The 17,886-nt window shown below is 65.9% G+C and carries 19 protein-coding genes; 9 read left to right on the top strand and 10 right to left on the bottom strand.

Features of this window, described 5'->3' with window-relative positions:
* The first annotated feature begins 13 nt into the window (after positions 1 to 13).
* From ASE13_RS18755 to ASE13_RS18785, 7 genes are read left to right on the top strand one after another with little or no spacing between them, the layout of a single operon-like run.
* Entirely contained in the window at positions 14 to 595 is a 582-nt protein-coding gene (locus tag ASE13_RS18755) for a hypothetical protein (RefSeq protein ID WP_156404984.1), read from the top strand.
* Positions 595 to 1,158 carry a hypothetical protein gene (locus ASE13_RS18760; RefSeq protein ID WP_056619917.1) on the top strand — a complete coding sequence of 188 codons (564 nt, stop codon included), beginning with the start codon at positions 595 to 597 and terminating at the stop codon, positions 1,156 to 1,158. The genes ASE13_RS18755 and ASE13_RS18760 overlap by 1 nt, the downstream gene beginning before the upstream one ends.
* Before the next feature lies 1 nt (position 1,159).
* Positions 1,160 to 1,759 (top strand): hypothetical protein, encoded by a 600-nt coding sequence (locus ASE13_RS18765; protein ID WP_156404985.1) that lies wholly within the window; start codon positions 1,160 to 1,162, stop codon positions 1,757 to 1,759.
* Entirely contained in the window at positions 1,759 to 2,331 is a 573-nt protein-coding gene (locus tag ASE13_RS18770; RefSeq protein ID WP_056619922.1) for a spore coat protein U domain-containing protein, read from the top strand. The genes ASE13_RS18765 and ASE13_RS18770 overlap by 1 nt, the downstream gene beginning before the upstream one ends.
* A 19-nt stretch (positions 2,332 to 2,350) precedes the next feature.
* A complete protein-coding gene (locus ASE13_RS18775) occupies positions 2,351 to 3,106 on the top strand; it encodes a molecular chaperone (RefSeq protein WP_056619924.1) in 756 nt (251 codons plus the stop codon).
* Positions 3,081 to 5,627: a fimbrial biogenesis outer membrane usher protein gene (locus ASE13_RS18780; RefSeq protein WP_156404986.1), complete on the top strand. Its 2,547-nt coding sequence runs from the start codon at positions 3,081 to 3,083 to the stop codon at positions 5,625 to 5,627. The genes ASE13_RS18775 and ASE13_RS18780 overlap by 26 nt, the downstream gene beginning before the upstream one ends.
* 29 nt (positions 5,628 to 5,656) lie before the next feature.
* Complete coding sequence (locus ASE13_RS18785; protein WP_056619927.1) at positions 5,657 to 6,688, top strand: hypothetical protein; 1,032 nt, start codon at positions 5,657 to 5,659, stop codon at positions 6,686 to 6,688.
* Here ASE13_RS18785 and ASE13_RS18790 read toward each other — a convergent pair.
* A complete protein-coding gene (locus ASE13_RS18790; RefSeq protein WP_156404987.1) occupies positions 6,683 to 7,108 on the bottom strand; it encodes a hypothetical protein in 426 nt (141 codons plus the stop codon). The two genes, ASE13_RS18785 and ASE13_RS18790, sit on opposite strands and share 6 nt — an antisense overlap.
* Positions 7,109 to 7,590: 482 nt before the next feature.
* Between ASE13_RS18790 and ASE13_RS18795 the strand changes: the two genes are divergently transcribed.
* Both ASE13_RS18795 and ASE13_RS19995 read left to right on the top strand, forming a co-directional pair.
* Positions 7,591 to 9,315: a sensor histidine kinase gene (locus ASE13_RS18795; RefSeq protein ID WP_162254714.1), complete on the top strand. Its 1,725-nt coding sequence runs from the start codon at positions 7,591 to 7,593 to the stop codon at positions 9,313 to 9,315.
* A complete protein-coding gene (locus tag ASE13_RS19995) occupies positions 9,293 to 9,922 on the top strand; it encodes a response regulator (RefSeq protein ID WP_156404988.1) in 630 nt (209 codons plus the stop codon). Before ASE13_RS18795 ends, ASE13_RS19995 begins: the two co-directional genes overlap by 23 nt.
* Here the strand turns inward: ASE13_RS19995 and ASE13_RS18805 are convergent.
* From ASE13_RS18805 to ASE13_RS18845, 9 genes are read right to left on the bottom strand one after another with little or no spacing between them, the layout of a single operon-like run.
* Positions 9,874 to 10,458, bottom strand: coding sequence for a prepilin peptidase (locus tag ASE13_RS18805; RefSeq protein ID WP_056619935.1), 585 nt, complete (start codon positions 10,456 to 10,458; stop codon positions 9,874 to 9,876). The genes ASE13_RS19995 and ASE13_RS18805 overlap by 49 nt on opposite strands.
* On the bottom strand, positions 10,455 to 11,270 hold the full coding sequence (locus ASE13_RS18810) for a tetratricopeptide repeat protein (protein ID WP_056619940.1): 816 nt from the start codon (positions 11,268 to 11,270) through the stop codon (positions 10,455 to 10,457). Before ASE13_RS18810 ends, ASE13_RS18805 begins: the two co-directional genes overlap by 4 nt.
* Positions 11,267 to 12,202 (bottom strand): LytR C-terminal domain-containing protein, encoded by a 936-nt coding sequence (locus ASE13_RS18815; RefSeq protein ID WP_056619943.1) that lies wholly within the window; start codon positions 12,200 to 12,202, stop codon positions 11,267 to 11,269. The genes ASE13_RS18810 and ASE13_RS18815 overlap by 4 nt, the downstream gene beginning before the upstream one ends.
* The gene (locus ASE13_RS18820) at positions 12,202 to 13,167 is read right to left on the bottom strand and encodes a type II secretion system F family protein (protein WP_056619947.1); all 966 of its coding nucleotides are present in this window, start codon (positions 13,165 to 13,167) and stop codon (positions 12,202 to 12,204) included. Before ASE13_RS18820 ends, ASE13_RS18815 begins: the two co-directional genes overlap by 1 nt.
* Positions 13,168 to 13,171: 4 nt before the next feature.
* Entirely contained in the window at positions 13,172 to 14,173 is a 1,002-nt protein-coding gene (locus ASE13_RS18825; RefSeq protein ID WP_056619954.1) for a type II secretion system F family protein, read from the bottom strand.
* Entirely contained in the window at positions 14,173 to 15,531 is a 1,359-nt protein-coding gene (locus ASE13_RS18830) for a CpaF family protein (protein WP_056619955.1), read from the bottom strand. Before ASE13_RS18830 ends, ASE13_RS18825 begins: the two co-directional genes overlap by 1 nt.
* Complete coding sequence (locus ASE13_RS18835; RefSeq protein WP_156404989.1) at positions 15,528 to 16,718, bottom strand: AAA family ATPase; 1,191 nt, start codon at positions 16,716 to 16,718, stop codon at positions 15,528 to 15,530. The genes ASE13_RS18830 and ASE13_RS18835 overlap by 4 nt, the downstream gene beginning before the upstream one ends.
* A gap of 23 nt (positions 16,719 to 16,741) precedes the next feature.
* Positions 16,742 to 17,365 carry a TadE/TadG family type IV pilus assembly protein gene (locus tag ASE13_RS18840; protein WP_056619967.1) on the bottom strand — a complete coding sequence of 208 codons (624 nt, stop codon included), beginning with the start codon at positions 17,363 to 17,365 and terminating at the stop codon, positions 16,742 to 16,744.
* Entirely contained in the window at positions 17,362 to 17,886 is a 525-nt protein-coding gene (locus ASE13_RS18845; protein WP_056619970.1) for a TadE/TadG family type IV pilus assembly protein, read from the bottom strand. The genes ASE13_RS18840 and ASE13_RS18845 overlap by 4 nt, the downstream gene beginning before the upstream one ends.

Consider the following 17,886-nt stretch of genomic DNA (forward strand, 5'->3'; position numbering starts at 1 on the left):
GGAAACCGGGACCGTGAAGCGCCTTATCCTTCCATTGCTCGCCGCGATCGCCCTGCCGGGTATCGCGCACAGCCAGACGGTGACCGACACCGCAACGGGTGACGTCGCGGTCGGGGGCAACGTCTCCCAGCTGTGCATGCTGGGCACGCCGACGCCGGCACCGGTCGATCTCGGCCAGCTGGCGACGACGTCCGGCACCCGCGTGGGCAGGATCGCCGCAATCGCGCCGCGCTCCGTCACGCTCGCCGGCTCGTTCTGCAACTTTGCCGGCTCCGCGATCACCGTGACCGCGACTGCTTTGGTCAACAATGACGCGACGCCGGCTCCGACGGGGTTCGCCCGCGCGGTGAACTACACGGCAGCGGTCACCAACTGGGCCCCGGGCGCGGCAACCGCGACTACCGGCGCCACAGCGGGCGGCGGAACGCCGAGCGCATCGAGCGTGGGAGCGACGCAGGGGGCGCCGAAGATCGCCGACCTGACCGTCAACCTCTCCAATTTCACTGCACCGTCGGACGCATTGCTGACCGCCGGTTCCTATAGCGGCCTCGTCATCGTGACGCTCGGCCCGGCACCTTCAGGGGGAGGCTCGTGATGAGCATGCATCATCGACTGTTCGGACTGACGGCGCTCGCCGCTTTGTCCTGGGCGGGATCGGCATCGGCGCAGAGCGCGACCGATACCAAGAACTTCATCGTCACCGGCAACGTGCCTTCGATGTGCGTCGGAGGGACCGTAGGGGGTACCGGCTCGACCTTCGCGCTCGGCGTGCTCATCGACGTCAATACCGGCCTGCTGCGCACCGATCTGGCGGCGCCGCCCAAGGTGCTGGCGGGATCGTTCTGCAGTTCGCGCAGCACGATCACGGTCAATGCGACGCCGCTCGCGGCGCAGACCTTCACCACCACGCCGCCCACGGGCTTCTCGCGCTCGGTCAACTATACCGCGAGCGCGGCCGGCTGGACGACGACCGCGGCGAGCTTCACGACCGGTGCGGCAACCAATCCCGCAGCGGTACAGTCGCGGCTCACGGCGTTCTCGGGGGACATCACGGTCTCGATCGGCGGATTCTCGACGGCGGGCGGTGCAACGCAGCGCCTCGTCGCGGACACCAACTATCAGGGCAATGTCACCGTCACTCTGGCGGTGGCCTCCTGATATGAACCGCTCACCGCTCCTGGGAATCGTCTTGGTCGTCGGCGGTCTGCTTTGTGCACCCCCAACCTCCGCACAATCGGCCGTGGCGGCCAAGACTTTGCCGGTCACCGGCAACACCCCCCCGGTCTGCGCGGTGGGTGAGCCCAGGCTGCAGTCGGGCAATCAGATCAATTTCCGCGGTCTCGCCGGCAATACCCTGCAGATCGACCGCATGGTTGATCCGACCACTCTCGCGGTCAGCGCGGCTTCGGTCAATGTCCGCTTCGATGCGGTGTGCAACTATCCGCACCGGCTCCGCATCGAATCGCAGAACAACGGCCTGTGGCCGACACTGCAACGCACCCAGGCCCCCGCGCCCGGCTTCGCTTATGCGGTGCCGTATCGGGCGACGCTGACATGGGGCAACGTCAACGGCTCGCTCAACGCCGACGCGCAGGCACGCCGCGTGGCCGACCAGCGCTTCAACATCGATGAGGCGACGGCGGGTCAAATCGACCTGCGCCTGGCAGTCGCATCCGGAGCGTCGAATATTCGCGACAACGCGCCCATTCTGGCGGGTGACTATACGGACACCCTCCGGATTTTCGTGGAGCCACGCTGATGCTGCGTCTTTCCTTTTTCGCGGCCGGCCTGGTGATCAGCACCGGGGCGCAGGCTCAGGATCTCGCGACCGGCCAGGGCCGGCTCGAGATTGCCGGGCAGGCGCCTGCCGCCTGCGTGCTCAACGCGCCGATCGTGTCGAGCGCGCAGAACGCGGCCTTCGCGTCGACCGGCGCAGCCAGCGGCGAGATTCGTATCGTCCAGCTCGGCGACCCCCAAACGGCGCAGCCGCGCGCGGCTGCGATCGATCTTGCGCTCCCGGTGATCTGCAACGCGCCGCACCGGCTGACCATCACCAGCACCAACGGCGGGCTGCTGCGCGACGGCGGCAACGCCCGCAACCGGCAGTCGCCGACGGGCTTCGGCGAGCTGCTCGGCTTTCAGATCAACGCGAGCTGGGCAGGGCAGACGAGCAGCGTTTTGACCACGACCAGCAGCACACTGGTGATCAACAGCGCCGGTGGCGGCGCCGGTGACATGGACTTGAACATCGTCGTTCCGCCGGGGGGCGGGCCGCTCGTCGCGGGGCGGTACGCCGATACGGTGACCGTGCAGTTTCAAGCGGCAATCTAGAGTAATTGGAGGGGGCAACGTGAAGCGTATTCGATCATTGCTAGCGGGGGCGGCGCTGACGGGGCTGCTCATCTTTCCGCAGCAGCTTGCCATTGCGATGACGGTGCAGCCCGTCATCCTGAACCTGACCCTGTCAGGCAGCGGCATGGCGCAGCTCATCACTGTCGAAAACACCTTCGCGACGCCGCTGCCGGTGGAATTGCGCGTCCAGGCGCTCGATTTCGACCAGAACGGGATCAAGGAAACCGGCAAGGATCCCGGCGACCTGCTGATCTTTCCACCGCAGGCGCTGATCCAGCCCGGCCAGACCCAGTCGTTCCGCGTGCAATATGTCGGCGATCCCGATCTGAAGACCAGCAAGCATTATTACGTCACGGTCGCACAGCTTCCCGTGAAGTTGCCTGCCGGTCAGTCGGCGATCCAGATCCTCTACAATTTCCAGGTGCTGGTGAGCATCGCGCCCAACGGGGTGAAGCCGGCGATCAAGGTGCAGAGCGCCGAGGTCGGGCACAACGAGCAGGGCAAGCCGATCCCCGTGGTGACGCTGACCAATGCCTCGACGGCCTATGGCTATCTTTCCAACGGTCGCCTGCGGATCACCGCAAAGAATACGACCGGCAAGGAAGTGTTCCGGCGGACCTTGTCCGGCCCGGAAACGCAACAGACGATCGGCTTCGGCCTCGTCGGTGCGAACCAGACGCGGCGCATGGCGCTGCCGATCGAATTGCCGGTGGATGGGGGCAGCGTCGATGTCAGCTTCACACCAGACGGCTAAGCGCCGCCCGCGCCGCTTGCTGGTCCTGATGCTCGCAGGGACCAGCATCGGATCGCTCTGCGCACCCGCGCACGCATCGGACCAGCAGGGCACGGTTCCGCAGGTGCAGGAACGGCGCGTGACGCTGGACGCGCCGATACCATCGGCCAACGTGTCGCAGACCAACCTGAACACGACCGGCCGGGACATCGTCCTGACCGTGCCGGTCAAGGACGGGGGCATCTATCTCGGCGACATTCCGCTGACGGTGACGGCCGACAGCAGGCTGGAACTGCCCGCGCAGCGCCTGCTCGATCTCCTCTCGAACGTCCTGAACCAGAACGCCTTCACGGCACTGCAATCGAGCCTGTCGACCAAGGCCACATTGACCCCCGCCGATTTTGCGGGTGCGGGAGTCGTGATCCGCTACAATCCGCAGACGCTGGAGCTCAATCTCGAGATCGCAGCCGAGCGTCGTGCGTCGCGGTCGCTTCAGGTCAGCCCTCTCGACCGGACGAGGGTCGGCAACTTCGCGCCACCCGCCGCGTGGAGCGCCTATCTCAACATCCGCGGCTCCGAGGACTACATCCACGCGGGCGGCGACAAGGGCTTCGCTTCTCCGATCTTTTCGCTCGACGGCGCGATGCGCATCGGCGGCGTGGTCGCCGAGGGCGAGGGGATCTGGCAACCGGGCGCCAACGGCGTGGACTTCCAGCGTCTCGGATCGCGGTTCGTCTATGACGACGAAAAGAACCTCGTGCGCTGGACTGCGGGCGACCTCCAGACGGTGTCGCGCGGCTTCCAGTCGGCTCCGGACATCGCGGGCCTGTCGATTTTCCGTTCGTACAGCGTCCTCCAGCCGCAGCAGCTGATCCGCCCGCGCGGTGATCGTAGCTTCCAGCTCAGCCGGCCCTCGACCGTCGAGGTCCAGGTCAATGGCCAGATCGTTCGCCGCCTCCAGCTTGCGCCGGGCACCTACGACCTGCGCGATTTCCCGTTCACGCAGGGCGCGAACGACATCAGGCTGTCGGTGCTCGACGATACCGGCCGCACCGATCTGCTGCGGTTCAACCTGTTCCTCGACCAGTCGCAGCTGGCCAAGGGATTAAGCGAATTCGGCCTCTATGCCGGCGTGCTCAACCCGCTCGGGCCGCATGGGCCGCATTATACCGACAATCTGGCCTTCACCGGCTTCTACCGCCGCGGCATCAGCGATTTCCTCACGCTGGGCGTCAACGCCCAGGCCGATGAGCACTCGCAAATGGGCGGCGTCGAGGCCGTATTGGCGACGCCGGTCGGCACCTTTGCCGGCAATGTCTCGCTGTCGACGGTAAAGGGGCTCGGCACCGGACGGGCGTTCTCCGGGACGTTCCAGCGGTTGATCCAGCGTTCGGGGGGGCAGGCGGACTCGCTCAACCTGTTCGTCGAATCGCGCAGCCGACAATTCTCGCCGGTGGGCGTCTTCTTGCCCACCAATGCGTTCAGCTATGAACTCGGCGGCGGCTATTCGCATGCATTCGACCAGCGTCTTTATGCCGGCGTCGATGGGCGTTTCTCCAAAGGCCGCGGTATTCAGCGCGACCTCCAGAGCTATCGCCTGACCACCGGCTATCGCATCTCGTCGACCGCGACGCTGACCGCCGATGCGCGGTGGGACAGGGACAATAGCGGATCGCGCTTCGGCGGACTGCTGTCGCTGGTCGTGCGGATGGGGCGCTATTCGACCGGGCGCGTCGACTATGACTCGCGCGCGAACCGCACCCGGGCGTCGTACCAGACGCTCTACGGTTCGGGCGTCGGATCGTACAATTTCACCGCCGATGTCGAGCGCAGCGACAATGGTTCAGGGGTCAATTTCAACGGCAATTACTATACCAACCGGGCGGAGCTGGGGATCGGGCATTTCGGCACGTTCGAAAACACGTTCGGCTCGGTGACCAGCCAGCGGACATCGCTCCGCTTCGGCACTTCGATCGCGGTTGCCGACGGCGCGGTGTCGATCGGCCGGCCGATCTACGACAGCTTCGCGATCGTCCAGCCATACAAGAAGATCCGGGACACCAACATCGTCGTGTCGCCGAGCCCGTTCGGCTACACGGCGAATACGGGGGCGCTGCGCGCCGCCACCGAGCCCAGCCTGAGCTCCTACGCCGAACGCTCGATCTCGGTGAACGCGCCCAATGCGAAGCCGGGCCTCGATCTGGGCACCGGGGCATTCCGCCTGCTGCCGCCGTATCGCAGCGGCTACAAGCTCGTTGTGGGTTCGGCCTATTCGGTTACCGCGATCGGCACATTGCTCGACATCGACGGGGAACCGGTATCGCTGGTCACGGGCTCCGCGACCGAGCTCGCGCATCCCGAGCGGCCGCCGATCACCGTCTTCACCAACCGCGAGGGCCGGTTCGGCATCGGCGGCCTCGCGCCGGGCAAGTGGCGGGTCGAGATGCTCGACGACAAGAAATCGGTCTTCGAAATCACCATTCCCGACGGTGCCGACGGACTGATCCGCATCGACGCGGTCAAAGCGATTAAAGGGCAGTAATGATGGCCAGGCCTCTGTTTAGATACGCAATGTTGGTGGCAGCGGCCGCCGCCGCCTCGCTGCCCGGCACCGCCTGGGCGGCCGGGCGATGCGGCCTGACCACGGTCAGCGGCGGCACCGCCAACCTGACCTATGATCCGTTCAGCGGCAACAACACCACGATCACCCTCGCCGGTGTCCAATTGTCGCGCGTCAACGGATCGGGCGGCGAGAAGACCGCGAACATCGAATTCTACGTCAAGGGCACGACCTCCGCGCAGAACGGGACGGTGCTGACCCCTACGAGCGCGACAGGATCCGGATCGGGCGGCCCGACCGGCGGCAACATCTTCTTCGGCACCAACCAGTCGCCGCCGATCCTCAACATCAACAGCGGCAGTCCGGCCACGGGCGTGTTTCGCTGGGCGTTCACGGGCAACAACGCCGCGTCGGACGTCTTCACGCTCAACCTGCAGATCCAGCTGCCGGCCAACCTCAATCTCAACGCAGGTACGACGCTGCCGTTCGACATCGTCTACAGCTGCAACGGGACGGGCGGCGGCGGCCCGTTCACCGATACCGGCACCGTGTCGAACGCGCTGGTGGTCAACGTGACCGTGCTCAGCGGGCTGCAGGCGAGCTATGTCGGTTCGGTGCTCGATTTCGGCGAGGTCGGCAATGTGACGACGACCCAGGTCACGACCACGCCGGCTGCCTATACGACGCCGAACACCAACTATATCCGCGTCGCCAGCTCGGGCCCCTATTCGGTCGCGATGTCGTCGCAGAACGGCTACAAGCTGACGTTCGCCGGCGGATCGCTCGGCAACGCCGCGCAGACGCTCAATTACCAGGCGCAGTTCCTAGGGCAGACCCGGTCGACCGCAAGCCCCACCTTTTCGACGGTGACCTGCGTACGTGCCGGGACCGACGCGGCATCAGGCATCCTGCCGATCCGCGCGACGTTGCTCGAGGGCGGGCAGGGCAAGACGCCCGCCTCGGTCTACAACGACATCCTCACCGTCACGGTGACGCCGCTGCTGTCGACGGTTCCGTCGCAGCAGAATTGTCCGGCGTTATAGCGTGACGACGCGGAACGAGATGGAGCCCGACTGAACGTCCTGGGGAAGATCGAGAGTCACCGAACGCGCCACGATACCAGCGCGATTGGACTTGCTGATGCGCGTCGAACCCGCATTGCCCAGCGGCACCTTCTGGCCATCGACCAACAGGCTCGCCTTCCCCAGGTTCGGCGAATAATCGGCATAGACTTCGTAGCCGTTGGGGTTGTTGCAGAATTCGTTGAGCGAACCCAGCGACACCTGACCCGGCTGGGTCGGCACAACCGTCGCGTCGACCGTCGCGCGGCAGATCACGGGCACGAAGCCACTGATGCCGATCGAATACTGCGCCGAACCAACCGCAACGTGCGGATCGACGGCCTGCGCACCGGTGGCGACGCAGGTCATCGCCGCAGCAACAACAAAAGCAACCTTCTTCATGTCCGCATTCCTTCAAATTACGGAATGCTTTTCTCATTGACGTGTGAAGATGCGGTCGTCCGGCGTGGTTAAGCCGCTGATAATCTTCGCGTGCGGCATGGAAGCCTCGATCGGATGTGCTCTTGTCGAAGCGCCAAGGCCGACTAGGCCGTATCGACATTCAACTCTTCCCCTCCCTTTTAGGGAGGGGTTAGGGGTGGGTAAGGAAAGCCGGGCTCGATGCCCGGCCTTTCCTTCTCTTCCGAGCCGCTCGATGGGCTCGCTGACGCTCGCACCCACCCCCAGCCCATCATCGGGTGAACAGCGCCCCGCGCTGTTCAGGCCATGCCGGGGGCATGGCCGACCCGATGATCTTGCAGGGAGGGGAGTCAGTTGAATGTCGAAGCGCCACGGCCGACTAGGGAAACCCCTGATTTGTGCCGACCGGCCTGCCATGCGACCCCATTTGCATGGAAATCGGCGCGCCTCGGGGGTCGGGCTCGTTGAACGGGCTGAGGGACGCGGCCGTCCGATTGTGGACGCGGGACCTGGGCACCGCCGCGGCGCGCGACGTTGCGGGTGCGACGCGGCTGTTGCTGGCGATCGTGTCGCTGGATTTCCCGTTCCGGTTCGGGGCCGGGAACGCCATTTGGTCAAATCCGGAGCAGATCGCGCTTGCGGGCTATATGCTCATCGCGGCCGGCACGCTGTTCGGGCGGTTCATTTCGTGGAAGCTCGATGTGCATCTGCGCCCGGTCGCGTGGAGCGCCGACCAGCTGATCTGCCTGCTCATGCTGTTGGCCTATCCGCAGGCGATCGGCCTCTATTTGCCTTTCGTGATCTTCGCTCTCGGCGTTTCGCTCGGGCGATCGCGGGTCGTCTGGGTCGCGCTCGATTATCTGCTGTTTGCCGCAATCATCCTCTTTCACAACCGCCTCGCCGGCATCATGCCGGGGATCGGCGCGGCGAGCGACGAGGCCCTGCGCCTGCAATTCACGCTGGTGACACTGGTCGCCGCCGCCATCCTGGCGTTTCGGGCCAGCCAGGCGGGGGCCGCGGTCGGCGACCGTTGGAACGAGGAATTGCTCGACGCCGGCATCCAGGCGCGAACGTTTCCCATGGCAGGCATCGCGACGAAGCTGTCCGAACGGTTCGGCACCTCGGAGATGCTGATCTGCTGGCAGCGCGAAGTGGACCGGATTCCCGAATGCTACCGGTTCAGCGATGGCGAATTGTCGAACGTCGAACTTGATCCGGCCCTGCTCGAACGGATGCTCGCGCCCGACGCAAGCGGCGAAGGGTTCATCCGGGATTCGGAGAGCGGAAGCGCGCTGGTCGATGCGAAACTCCGGCTGGGGCCGGCCGTGCGCACGATCCCGGCGGGATTCCTGCCGGCGCCGGAGACCGCGGCAGGCGGGAACGTCGCTGCTTTGCCGATCCGGACCGGGGCGCTCACCGGCTATATCTATTTGCTGGATTTCCCCCGGATTTCGGAACTGATGCTCAGCCAGGTCGCCGCCGCGTCGCGCGCGGTGAGCGCGACGCTCGATCGCTATCTGATGTTCGAGGCATGGCGCGAACGGGCGTTCGCCAATGCCCGGCTCGATCTGAGCCGCGACATGCACGACAGCGTGTTGCAGACCCTCGGCGGGCTTCGCATGCAGGTGGCGTCGCTCATCAAGGACAAGGACCTGCCCGTAGCGGCGAGGACCAAGCGGCTCGAATCGCTGCAATCGATCATCGCCGCCGAACAGGCGTGCCTGCGCGAGCTCGTCACCGACGCCAATCTGCCGATCGGCGAAAAGATCGATCTCGCCAGCCATCTGGCGCAGCGCGCCGAGTTGCTGTCGCGGCAGTGGGCAATCACTTGCACGCTCACGACGGATCCGGCCGCGCTCTGGGTATCGCCGGATGTCGCCGTCGAAGTCGAGTTTCTCGTCCGCGAGGCTGTGTCCAACGCCGTCCAGCACGCCAAATCGTCGAGCGTGAATGTCGTGGCCGCGCTGCGCGACGATGCCTTGTTCGTCACACTGAAGAGCGACGGCGCCACCGTGCTGGCATCGGGAACCGGTGCGTCGGGTGTCGAGGGCGTAAAGTCCCAATCGCTGACCCGTCGATTGAACGCGCTCAACGGCCGCGCTTACGCCGATCCGATGGAGCGCGGCGTTCTCTTGTCCATCCGAATTCCACTGGAGGCGATGGTCGATGTCCCGACTGCTGATCGTTGACGACCACCCGATCTTTCTCGAGGGACTGAACCAGTTCCTCGAGACCAATGATCATTACGTCGAATCGACGGCCCGAACGCCGAGCGCGGCGTTGCGGATCGTCGAACAGGGAACGATCGACCTCCTGATCATCGATGTCTGCATGTCCGAAGGCGGCGGGCTGCACGTGCTGCGGACGATGCGCGCCGGCGGAAACCGCCTGCCGGTCATCTTCCTGACGGTCGGCCTGAAACCGGTCGAGACGATGGAAGCGGTCAATCTCGGCGTGAACGGGATCGTCCTGAAGCACAGCGATCCGGAAAACCTGCTGACCTGCATCGAGGCAGTGACTCGCGGCGATACCTGGATCGATCCGACGATCCTCGAAAGCGCGCTCCGGCGCAGCCTGACCGCACATACCGTGCCGGTCCTGCCCAAATACAATCTCACGCGGCGGCAGGAGGAGATCGTGCGGCTGGTCGGGGAGGGGCTGCGCAACCGCGAGATCGGCCAGCGCTGCGGCCTGACCGAGGGAACGATCAAGCTGCACTTGCACCGAATCTATTCGACCCTGGGCATTCAGTCGCGCGCCCAATTGATCATGATGCTAGCCGCGGAATCGCTCTGACTCTGCGTCGCGCCGATCCGTAACGGGCGCAAATACCAGGGAATGGGCTGCGGGCTGACCTGGCCGCTCAGGACTGCGAGCAGCGCGCCGCCGGCGATCGCCACGCCATAAGGGATGGGCCCTCGCGCCTTGAGGCTGGGAATATTGCCTTCGCTCGTCAGGCGGGCGGGGGCGATCCGGCGCAGGAGGATGAACACGATGCTCAGCAGCGCGCCGCCGATCGCCACGAACAGGAACAATGCGGCCGCGCCCCTGAAATCGAACCACAAGGCAGTTGCCGCGAGCAGCTTGACGTCGCCGCCACCCAGCCAGCCCCGCGAAAAGATCAATGCGCCGCCGAGGAAGGTCGCGAGCATGAGGACTGCGTTCTGCCACAGCGTCGGGGTCCAGCCGGCGTGATAGACCCACAGCGGAAACAGCAGGAGGATCGCGATCGGGAACAGGTTCGGGATTCGCAGTTTCCAGATGTCCACCACCGCGGCCAGCCACAGCAGGAGGCAGAGTGCGATCGTCACGAAACTACCGAGCGAGATCATTTCCGGGCGTCCAGTCGCGCGAGGTTGGCGGCCGCGATTCCCTGAAAGACCGGGTCGGCGGCGACGGCCATGGTCAGCCATTTGCGCGCATCGTCGCTGCGTCCGGCGAGCATGGCGGCGTATCCCGCATTGTTGAGCCGCTCGGCCCAGCGCGACGTGCCATCCTTCGGGCCGCGGACCGGTATCCGCCCGAGCGCGCCGGCGGCGATATCGAGATTGTTCGCGATACGCAGGTCGTCGGGAGCCCTGGCACGCGCGCGCGCCAGGATCGGCTCCGCTTCGGCGAAGCGACGCTGCCGGATGCGCGACGCGGCGACGTTGTTGAGCAAAGCAGGCTGCTCGCCCCCGCTCGCCATGGCGCGGGCATAAGCGGCGTCGCTGTCCCCCCAGCGCTCTCTGGCATCATAGGCAAAGCCGAGCGCGGACCAGGCTTTCCAGTCCGCCGCGCAGGTCCGGGTCGCGCCTTCGAGGTGCACGATCGCTGGATCGGCGTCGCCCAGAGCGGATTCGGCCATGCCGAGCCCCAGCAGCACGCGACAATCGCCGGGCACGCGCAGCGCAAGCGCGACGAAATCGCGCCGGGCATCCTGGTGGCGCTCCTGCGCAAGTGCCAGCTGGCCGTGCAATATCTCCAGCTCGGTCGTCGCTTCGCCGGCCTGCGGCGTCATCCGGGCGAGCATCAGCTCGGCCTGCACCAGCCGGCCCGAGCGGATCGCAGCAGCGACCAGCGGCATATCGTCGGCCGGGCTGGCCTGGGCGGCAGTGGAAATCGCCACGGCGCCGAGCAGGATCAGGCGCAACAGGGCGATCATTTCCGTTTCAGCCGGGCATCGAAACCCACGGCATTCGCGCCGACGAGCAACTGCACGCGATTGGCGCGCGACGACGGATAGAGCCGCGTGCGGAACGGCAGCGCGCGGGCAAGGCGGCGTGCCGCGTCACTCGATCCGACGGGAAATACGATTCTGCTTTCGTCGAGCCGCACCGCATTGTCGCCCGTGTCGAGCCGCGACCAGCCGCGGCTGCCCAGAAAGACCTGGATCTTGCGCGCTATCCCCTGCCGCCCGGCGGCGTTGACGATCCGCGTCGGCAACGAAGCGGGCGGCACCGGCGGCGTTGCACGCACAGGCTCGCGCGCGGCAGTGCCGTAGGAAGCCGCGTTGCCCTCCGGCGGCAAGACCAGCCTGACTTCGCCCGCCGACGAGCGATCGAGCCGGGCCTTCGGCGCTGCCGCCCCGGCCGCGGCGACCGGAAGGATCGCCTGGCTCGCGGCAATCACGGGAGCCGAAGGCGTCGCCGCCGCGACCCCGGCATTCGGCGCGTCCTGCGCAAGCATCGCGCGCATGTCGACGTCGAGCAGATCGGCGTCGAAATCCTTCCCCTGCGCCCGCAGCGACTTCCCATAAGCGACGTAGATTTCCGGATCGCGCGGTGCCAGCGCCAGTGCCTGCTGGAAATAGCGGTCGCTGAGATCGAAGCGCTGCAGGCGGTCATAGGCGATCGCGAGCCCCTCGACCGCCTTGGCGTCCTCCGGATTGGCGGAGAGAAAGCGGCGGTAGGTTTCGATACCGAGCCCGTAATTGCCGTTCGCCACGAAACGCTGCGCCGCTGTCAGCGAAACCTCCGACTTCCCCGTGAAGCGCGTGCCCTCAGGCAGAGCGAGCCTGCCGTCGGAACCCATGCAGCCATTGGCGGCCAGCAGGATGCCGCACAGCGCCAGGCGCGAAGGGGGCCCCCTGCGCATCAGCCCGCCATCATCGGCATGAGCTGGCGGACGACGCGGATCGCCGCGGGCAGCATGAGCACGCCGATCATCACCGGCAGCATGCAGGCGACCAGCGGAATCGAGAGCAGGACCGGCAGCCGGTGCGCCTTTTCCTGGGCGAGCATCTTGCTCCGCTCGCGCATCTCGGTCGCATAGATCCGCAGCGTCTGGCCGATGCTCGATCCCAATTTGTTCGACTGGATGAGCAGGGTCGCGAAGGATTTGATCTGGTCCACCCCGGCCCGCTCGCCCATCCGGCGCAGCGCATCCTCGCGCCTGCGGCCCGCGCGGAGCTCGAGAACCGTGTTCGCCAGCAGGCCGGCGACCAGCGGATGCGTGGTCGCCATCTCGCGCCCCACCCGATCGAAAGCCGCCTCCATGCCGAGCCCGGCCTCGACACAGACGAGCATCAGGTCGAGCGCGTCGGGAAAGCCGCGGGTGATCTGGTCCTGACGGCGCGACGCCCGCGCCGACATCCATAGATTGGGCAGATAAAGGCCCAGCACCGCAAGCAGCGAGCCGAACATGTAGAGCTTGAACAGCGAGGGCGGCGCGCCGTTGATCAAGGTCGCGGCGACCAGCAGCAGCGGCAGGCACAGGGTCGTGCCGACGCGAACGAGCGTGAAGACGCGCGGCGCCTGAGGCGAGGTGTAGCCGGCCGCGGCAAGCGTGGCGACCAACCCGGCATTGTTGGTGTCGAGCAACGAGATTCCGCGCTTCTCGATCGCATCGACGAGGCTCGACCAGGCATCGGGGCCGGAGGGTCCGCGCAACGAAGCCGCCGCGCCCGGCCCCCGCGCAGTCGCGGTCTCGGCCAGCCGGCGGCGGATCGCGGCGCGGCTCGTGGCGACGGTCGAAACGCCGATCACCAGCAGAACGACCACCAGGAACAGCCCGCCGAGGATGACGAAGCGCGGAAATTGGTTGAGAGCGGCTTCCCACATCGTCCTAGACCTTCAGGTTCACGAGGCGGCGGATGATGACGAACCCCACCGTATAGAGCGCGATCAGGCATCCGAACCCGACCGAGAACGCCGGATCGTTGGCCACCTGCAGGTAGAAAGGCGGATTGAGCAGGAACAAGGCGACGAACGCCATCACGGGCAACGCCGTCAATATGGTCGCGGTCATCCGCCCTTCCGAGCTCAAAGCGCGAACCATCAGCACCATGCTCGCGCGGTCGCGGATCACCTTGGAGAGGTTCTCGAGGATCTCGGCAAGGTTGCCGCCGGTCTCGCTCTGCACCGACAGCGAAACTACGAACATCCTGAGGTCGTCCAGATCGCAGCGATTGGCCATGTTGTGCAGCGCGTCGCGCAGGTCCGCGCCATAAGCGACTTCATCGGTCACGATGCCGAACTCGCTGCCGATCGGATCGCTCATCTCGTGCGTGAGCAAATCGAGCGCGGCGGCGACCGGATGGCCCGCGCGCAGGCCGCGGACGAAGATATCGAGCGCCACCGGGAATTGCTCGGCCATCCGCTTGCGGCGGCGGTCGGCGCGGCGCGCGATGAACATCAGCGGCAGTCCCAGCCCGGTCGCGCCGGCAAAGCAGGCCGCCATCAATATCGTGCCGAAGCTGATGGTCAGGCCGGCGGCGAGCGCGAACACGACCGTCGCGACGAAGAGCAGGCCGACCGCCAGCACCATCAGAAACAGCAGCCGCGCCGGCGACATGCCGAACGATGCGCCGCGCAGCAGATTGTCGAGCTTGCGCCCCGTATCCGCGAGCGGCCCCGGCAGATAGATGCCGCCGCCCCAGGCATCGCGCCTCAGGCGCGCGAGGACTTCGGGGCGCTGGTGCCCCGTCGCGATGAGGCGCAGGCGCTCGTTGATTGCGCGCACGCCGCCGCGATTGGCGCGGACCCATGTCACCGTTCCCTCGACCGCGAGGATCACCGCGGCGAATATCAGCGCGAGGACGATCAGTCGGATCGAGGTCATCGACATCAGTCGAGCACCGTGTTGGGATTGAAGATGTCGGCCGCCAGGCTGATCCCGCGATCCTCGAGCTCGCGCATGAAGTGCGGCCTGATCCCGGTCGCTTCGAACCGGCCCAATACGCCGCCCTCGTCATCGCGGCCGGTCAGCCGGAAGCGGAAGATCTCCTGCATCGTGACGACCTCGCCCTCCATGCCGATAAGCTCGGACAGGCTGAGCAGCCGCCGCTTGCCGTCGGCGAGGCGGCCGACCTGGATGACGACATTGATCGCCGAGGCGATCTGCGCGCGGGCGGAGCGCGGTGCGATGTCGATGCCGCTCATCCCGATCATCTGCTCGAGCCGGGACAAGGCGTCGCGCGGCGTGTTGGCGTGGACCGTGGTCATCGATCCGTCATGGCCGGTATTCATTGCCTGCAGCATGTCGAACGCCTCGCCGGCGCGGACTTCGCCGACGATGATTCGATCGGGCCGCATGCGCAGCGCATTCTTGAGCAGGTCGCGCTGGGTGACCTCGCCATTTCCCTCGATATTGGGCGGGCGGGTCTCGAGCCGCGCGATATGCGCCTGCTGCAGCTGGAGTTCGGCCGAATCCTCGATCGTCACGATGCGTTCGGCATCGTCGATATAGGCCGACATCGCATTGAGCAGCGTCGTCTTGCCCGAACCGGTTCCCCCCGAGATCAGGATGTTGCGCCGCGCCTCGACCACGGCCCGCAGCACTTCCGCGACCGTCGCGGGAATGCTGCCGAGGCTGGTCAGGCGCGCCATGTCGATCGGCGTGCGCGCGAACTTGCGGATCGAGAGGAGCGATCCATCGACCGCGAGCGGCGGGATGATCGCATTGACGCGCGATCCGTCCGCGAGCCGGGCATCGACATAAGGTGATGCCTCGTCGACCCGGCGGCCCACCGCAGAGACGATCTTCTGGATGACGCGCAACAGATGCCGCTCGTCCTTGAAGCGGACCGGCGAGGGTTCGAGCCGTCCGCGCCGCTCGACGAAGACCGAATCGTGGCCGTTGACGAGGATGTCGGTGATCGACTCGTCCTTGAGGAGCGGCTCGATCGGCCCCAGGCCGAGCAGCTCGTCGAGAATATCGCTGACCAGCCGCTGACGCTCGGCCAAGTTGAGGGCGTGCTTTTGCAGGGATAATTGCTCGTAGACGATTTCGCCGATCTCGCCCTGGACCTGTTCGCGGGTCATGCCGTCGAGGGCGGAGAGGTTGATCAGGTCGAGCAGGCGCTGGTGGAGTTCGACCTTCAGCGCCGTGTTGCGGTCCACCCCCTCGCATGTCGGATCGGCAGGCGCCTCCGCAGCCTTGGCCGCCGCGAGCTCGCCCGCCCGCCTGATCTGCCAGACGCTCATCCGCCGCGCTCGAGCAGCATGTCGATGGCATCGAGCATCTTGCCCAGATCCCGCCCGATCGCGCTCTTCGACTTGATGTCGCGGATCATCGTGCCGCGATTGAGCGCCGTGTTCATCAGCGCGAAGTCGCTGGTCACGCTCAGCCCGATCGGCTTGCCCAGAGTCTCGGACGCGTCGCGCAGGTTGATCTGCTTGAACATCTGCTTCTCGACGCGATTGACGACGACCTGGACCGCGTCGGGACTGACTCCCAATTTGGTCAGCAGCGAGAGCTGCCGCTGCGCCTGACGCAGGCTGGCGATCGACAATTCGATGACCAGGAACACGATGTCGGATTGCGCGACCAGCGAGAGCGACCAGTTGGTCCAGTCGCTCGGCAGGTCGAGAAAGACGGTGCCATATTGCGTCATCGCGAGATGGACGATGTCGCACACCTGATCGGTGCCGACGGCGTCGGTCGGCATCAGTTCGTTCGGCGCGCCGAACAGGCTGAGGCCGGAGGAATGCGTGGCGGCGACCGAGGTCAGGACGGCGGGGTCGAGCCGCTTGCCGGCGTCGAGCAGATCGCTGACCGTCAGATCGGGGTTGACCCCCAGATGCGTCGCCGCGTTGCCGCCCTGCAAATCGAGGTCGAGCAGGCAGGCCGTTCGTCCGCGCTCGCCTTCGCGTTGGGCATAGAGCGCCGCGGCCTGGCTCAGCAACGCCGTCGCGCCGACGCCGCCCACGCTCTTGATGATCGAGATCGTCTTGCCCCTGGCGGTCTCCTCGCTCGTGCCGCGTTCCAGCTCGCTGCGGATCCGCTCGAGCGCGGCTTCCAGATCGCGTCGCGTCAGCGGCAAGGCGACGACGTCGTTAATTCCGGCGCGGAGCAAAGCCTGCATCGCAGTGATCGACGGATCCCGGACTGCGGCGATGATCACCAGCGCCCGGTTCTCATTGTGCAGCCGCGTCAGCCGGCGAAGCGATGCCGGCCGATCCGTGCGCACCTCGACGATGACGACGCGGGCGCGCTTGACGATCTCGGCGGGGATATCGGCCTCGGCATCGAGTTCGCTGGTGTCGAAGGCCATGCCCGCGACCACGCTCTCGCCGAATTCCGCCGCGACGATCTCCTCGTGCGACAGAATCAGTTCGACCATCGCGTCGGTGCGCTTGATGGTCCAGCCGGTAGACGCGAGTTCGGACAAATCTACTTCCACGTTACTAACCTCTAATCGGAGACGTTGCCGATTCCGTCCTCCAGCGTGAGCGCCGTGCTGAAACTGGGCAGCGTGACGCTCGACGAGCCGAAGAAACGGAACAGCATCGGAGTGAATGTGAGACCGTTCAGCTTTACCGTGACCAACGGTGCGACATCGCTTCCATTGGGATCCCCGGCAAAGCCCAGCCCGGAATATTCATATGCCACAGTGACGTTGTTTGCCGTGATTGCCGGATCGAACAGCCGCATCCGGTTCACGATGTTGGCGAATGCGGCAGCGTCGACGGGCGTCAGCGTCGGGCAGGTCTGACCGGTAGCGCAGGTGCAGCTTACCGTTCCGCCGGTCGATTTGCAGCTTGCGCCGCCGAACGCGCTCGACGGGATCGGATCGCCCTGAACAAGGTTGCCGCTGACCGCGAAGCTATAGTTCGAAAGGCCGGTCGGGATCATGTTCGTCGCGACTGCGAAACGCGCCCCCATCTGGGTCGCTTTCTCCGCCCGGTTACATTCCCAGAGGAACCGGCCCATGTCGATCGTGCCGATCAGGAAGGCGATCAGCAGCGGCGCGACCAGGCCGAATTCGGCTGCTGTCGATCCGCGGCGATCGCCGAGCAGCTTCGCCAGCGCGCTCACAGGCCCATCACCGCAGCTTGCGAACGCGCCCTCAGCGACAAATTGGTGCTGGTGAAGCCGAGATTGTTGAACAGCGAATTATAGGGGACGGTGGCCGAGACATTGACCGTGGGGGCCAGCGTCATCCCCTTGTAGAGGCCGGAATAATCGGCCCCGCTGTTGGTGGTCACGCAGTCGTAGCTGACGGTGATCGTCGTCGTGTCGGTCCAGCCGACCAGGCGCGGCGACCCGCCCGATACCAATTGGTTGCGCGCCACGTTGCCGACGTCGGTGACGACCGACCCGCCCGGCACGTTGCCGGTGGACGCGGATGCGCAGGGATAGTTGGAAAAGTTCAGCCGCGATGCATAGCGGGCGCCGTCGCGCACTGCCTTCACGACGACATGCTCGCTGAGGAAATAGTTGCCCAGTTCGACGGCGCCGAACATCAATACGACGAAGATCGGCGCGACCATCGCCATTTCCGCCGCGGCCGAGCCGGCGGAGGAGGCGATCATTCGGGCGAGGGTTGGGTGTCGCAT

The sequence above is a fragment of the Sphingomonas sp. Root241 genome, from assembly GCF_001428865.1.
In the GTDB taxonomy this organism is placed as follows: Bacteria; Pseudomonadota; Alphaproteobacteria; order Sphingomonadales; family Sphingomonadaceae; genus Sphingomonas.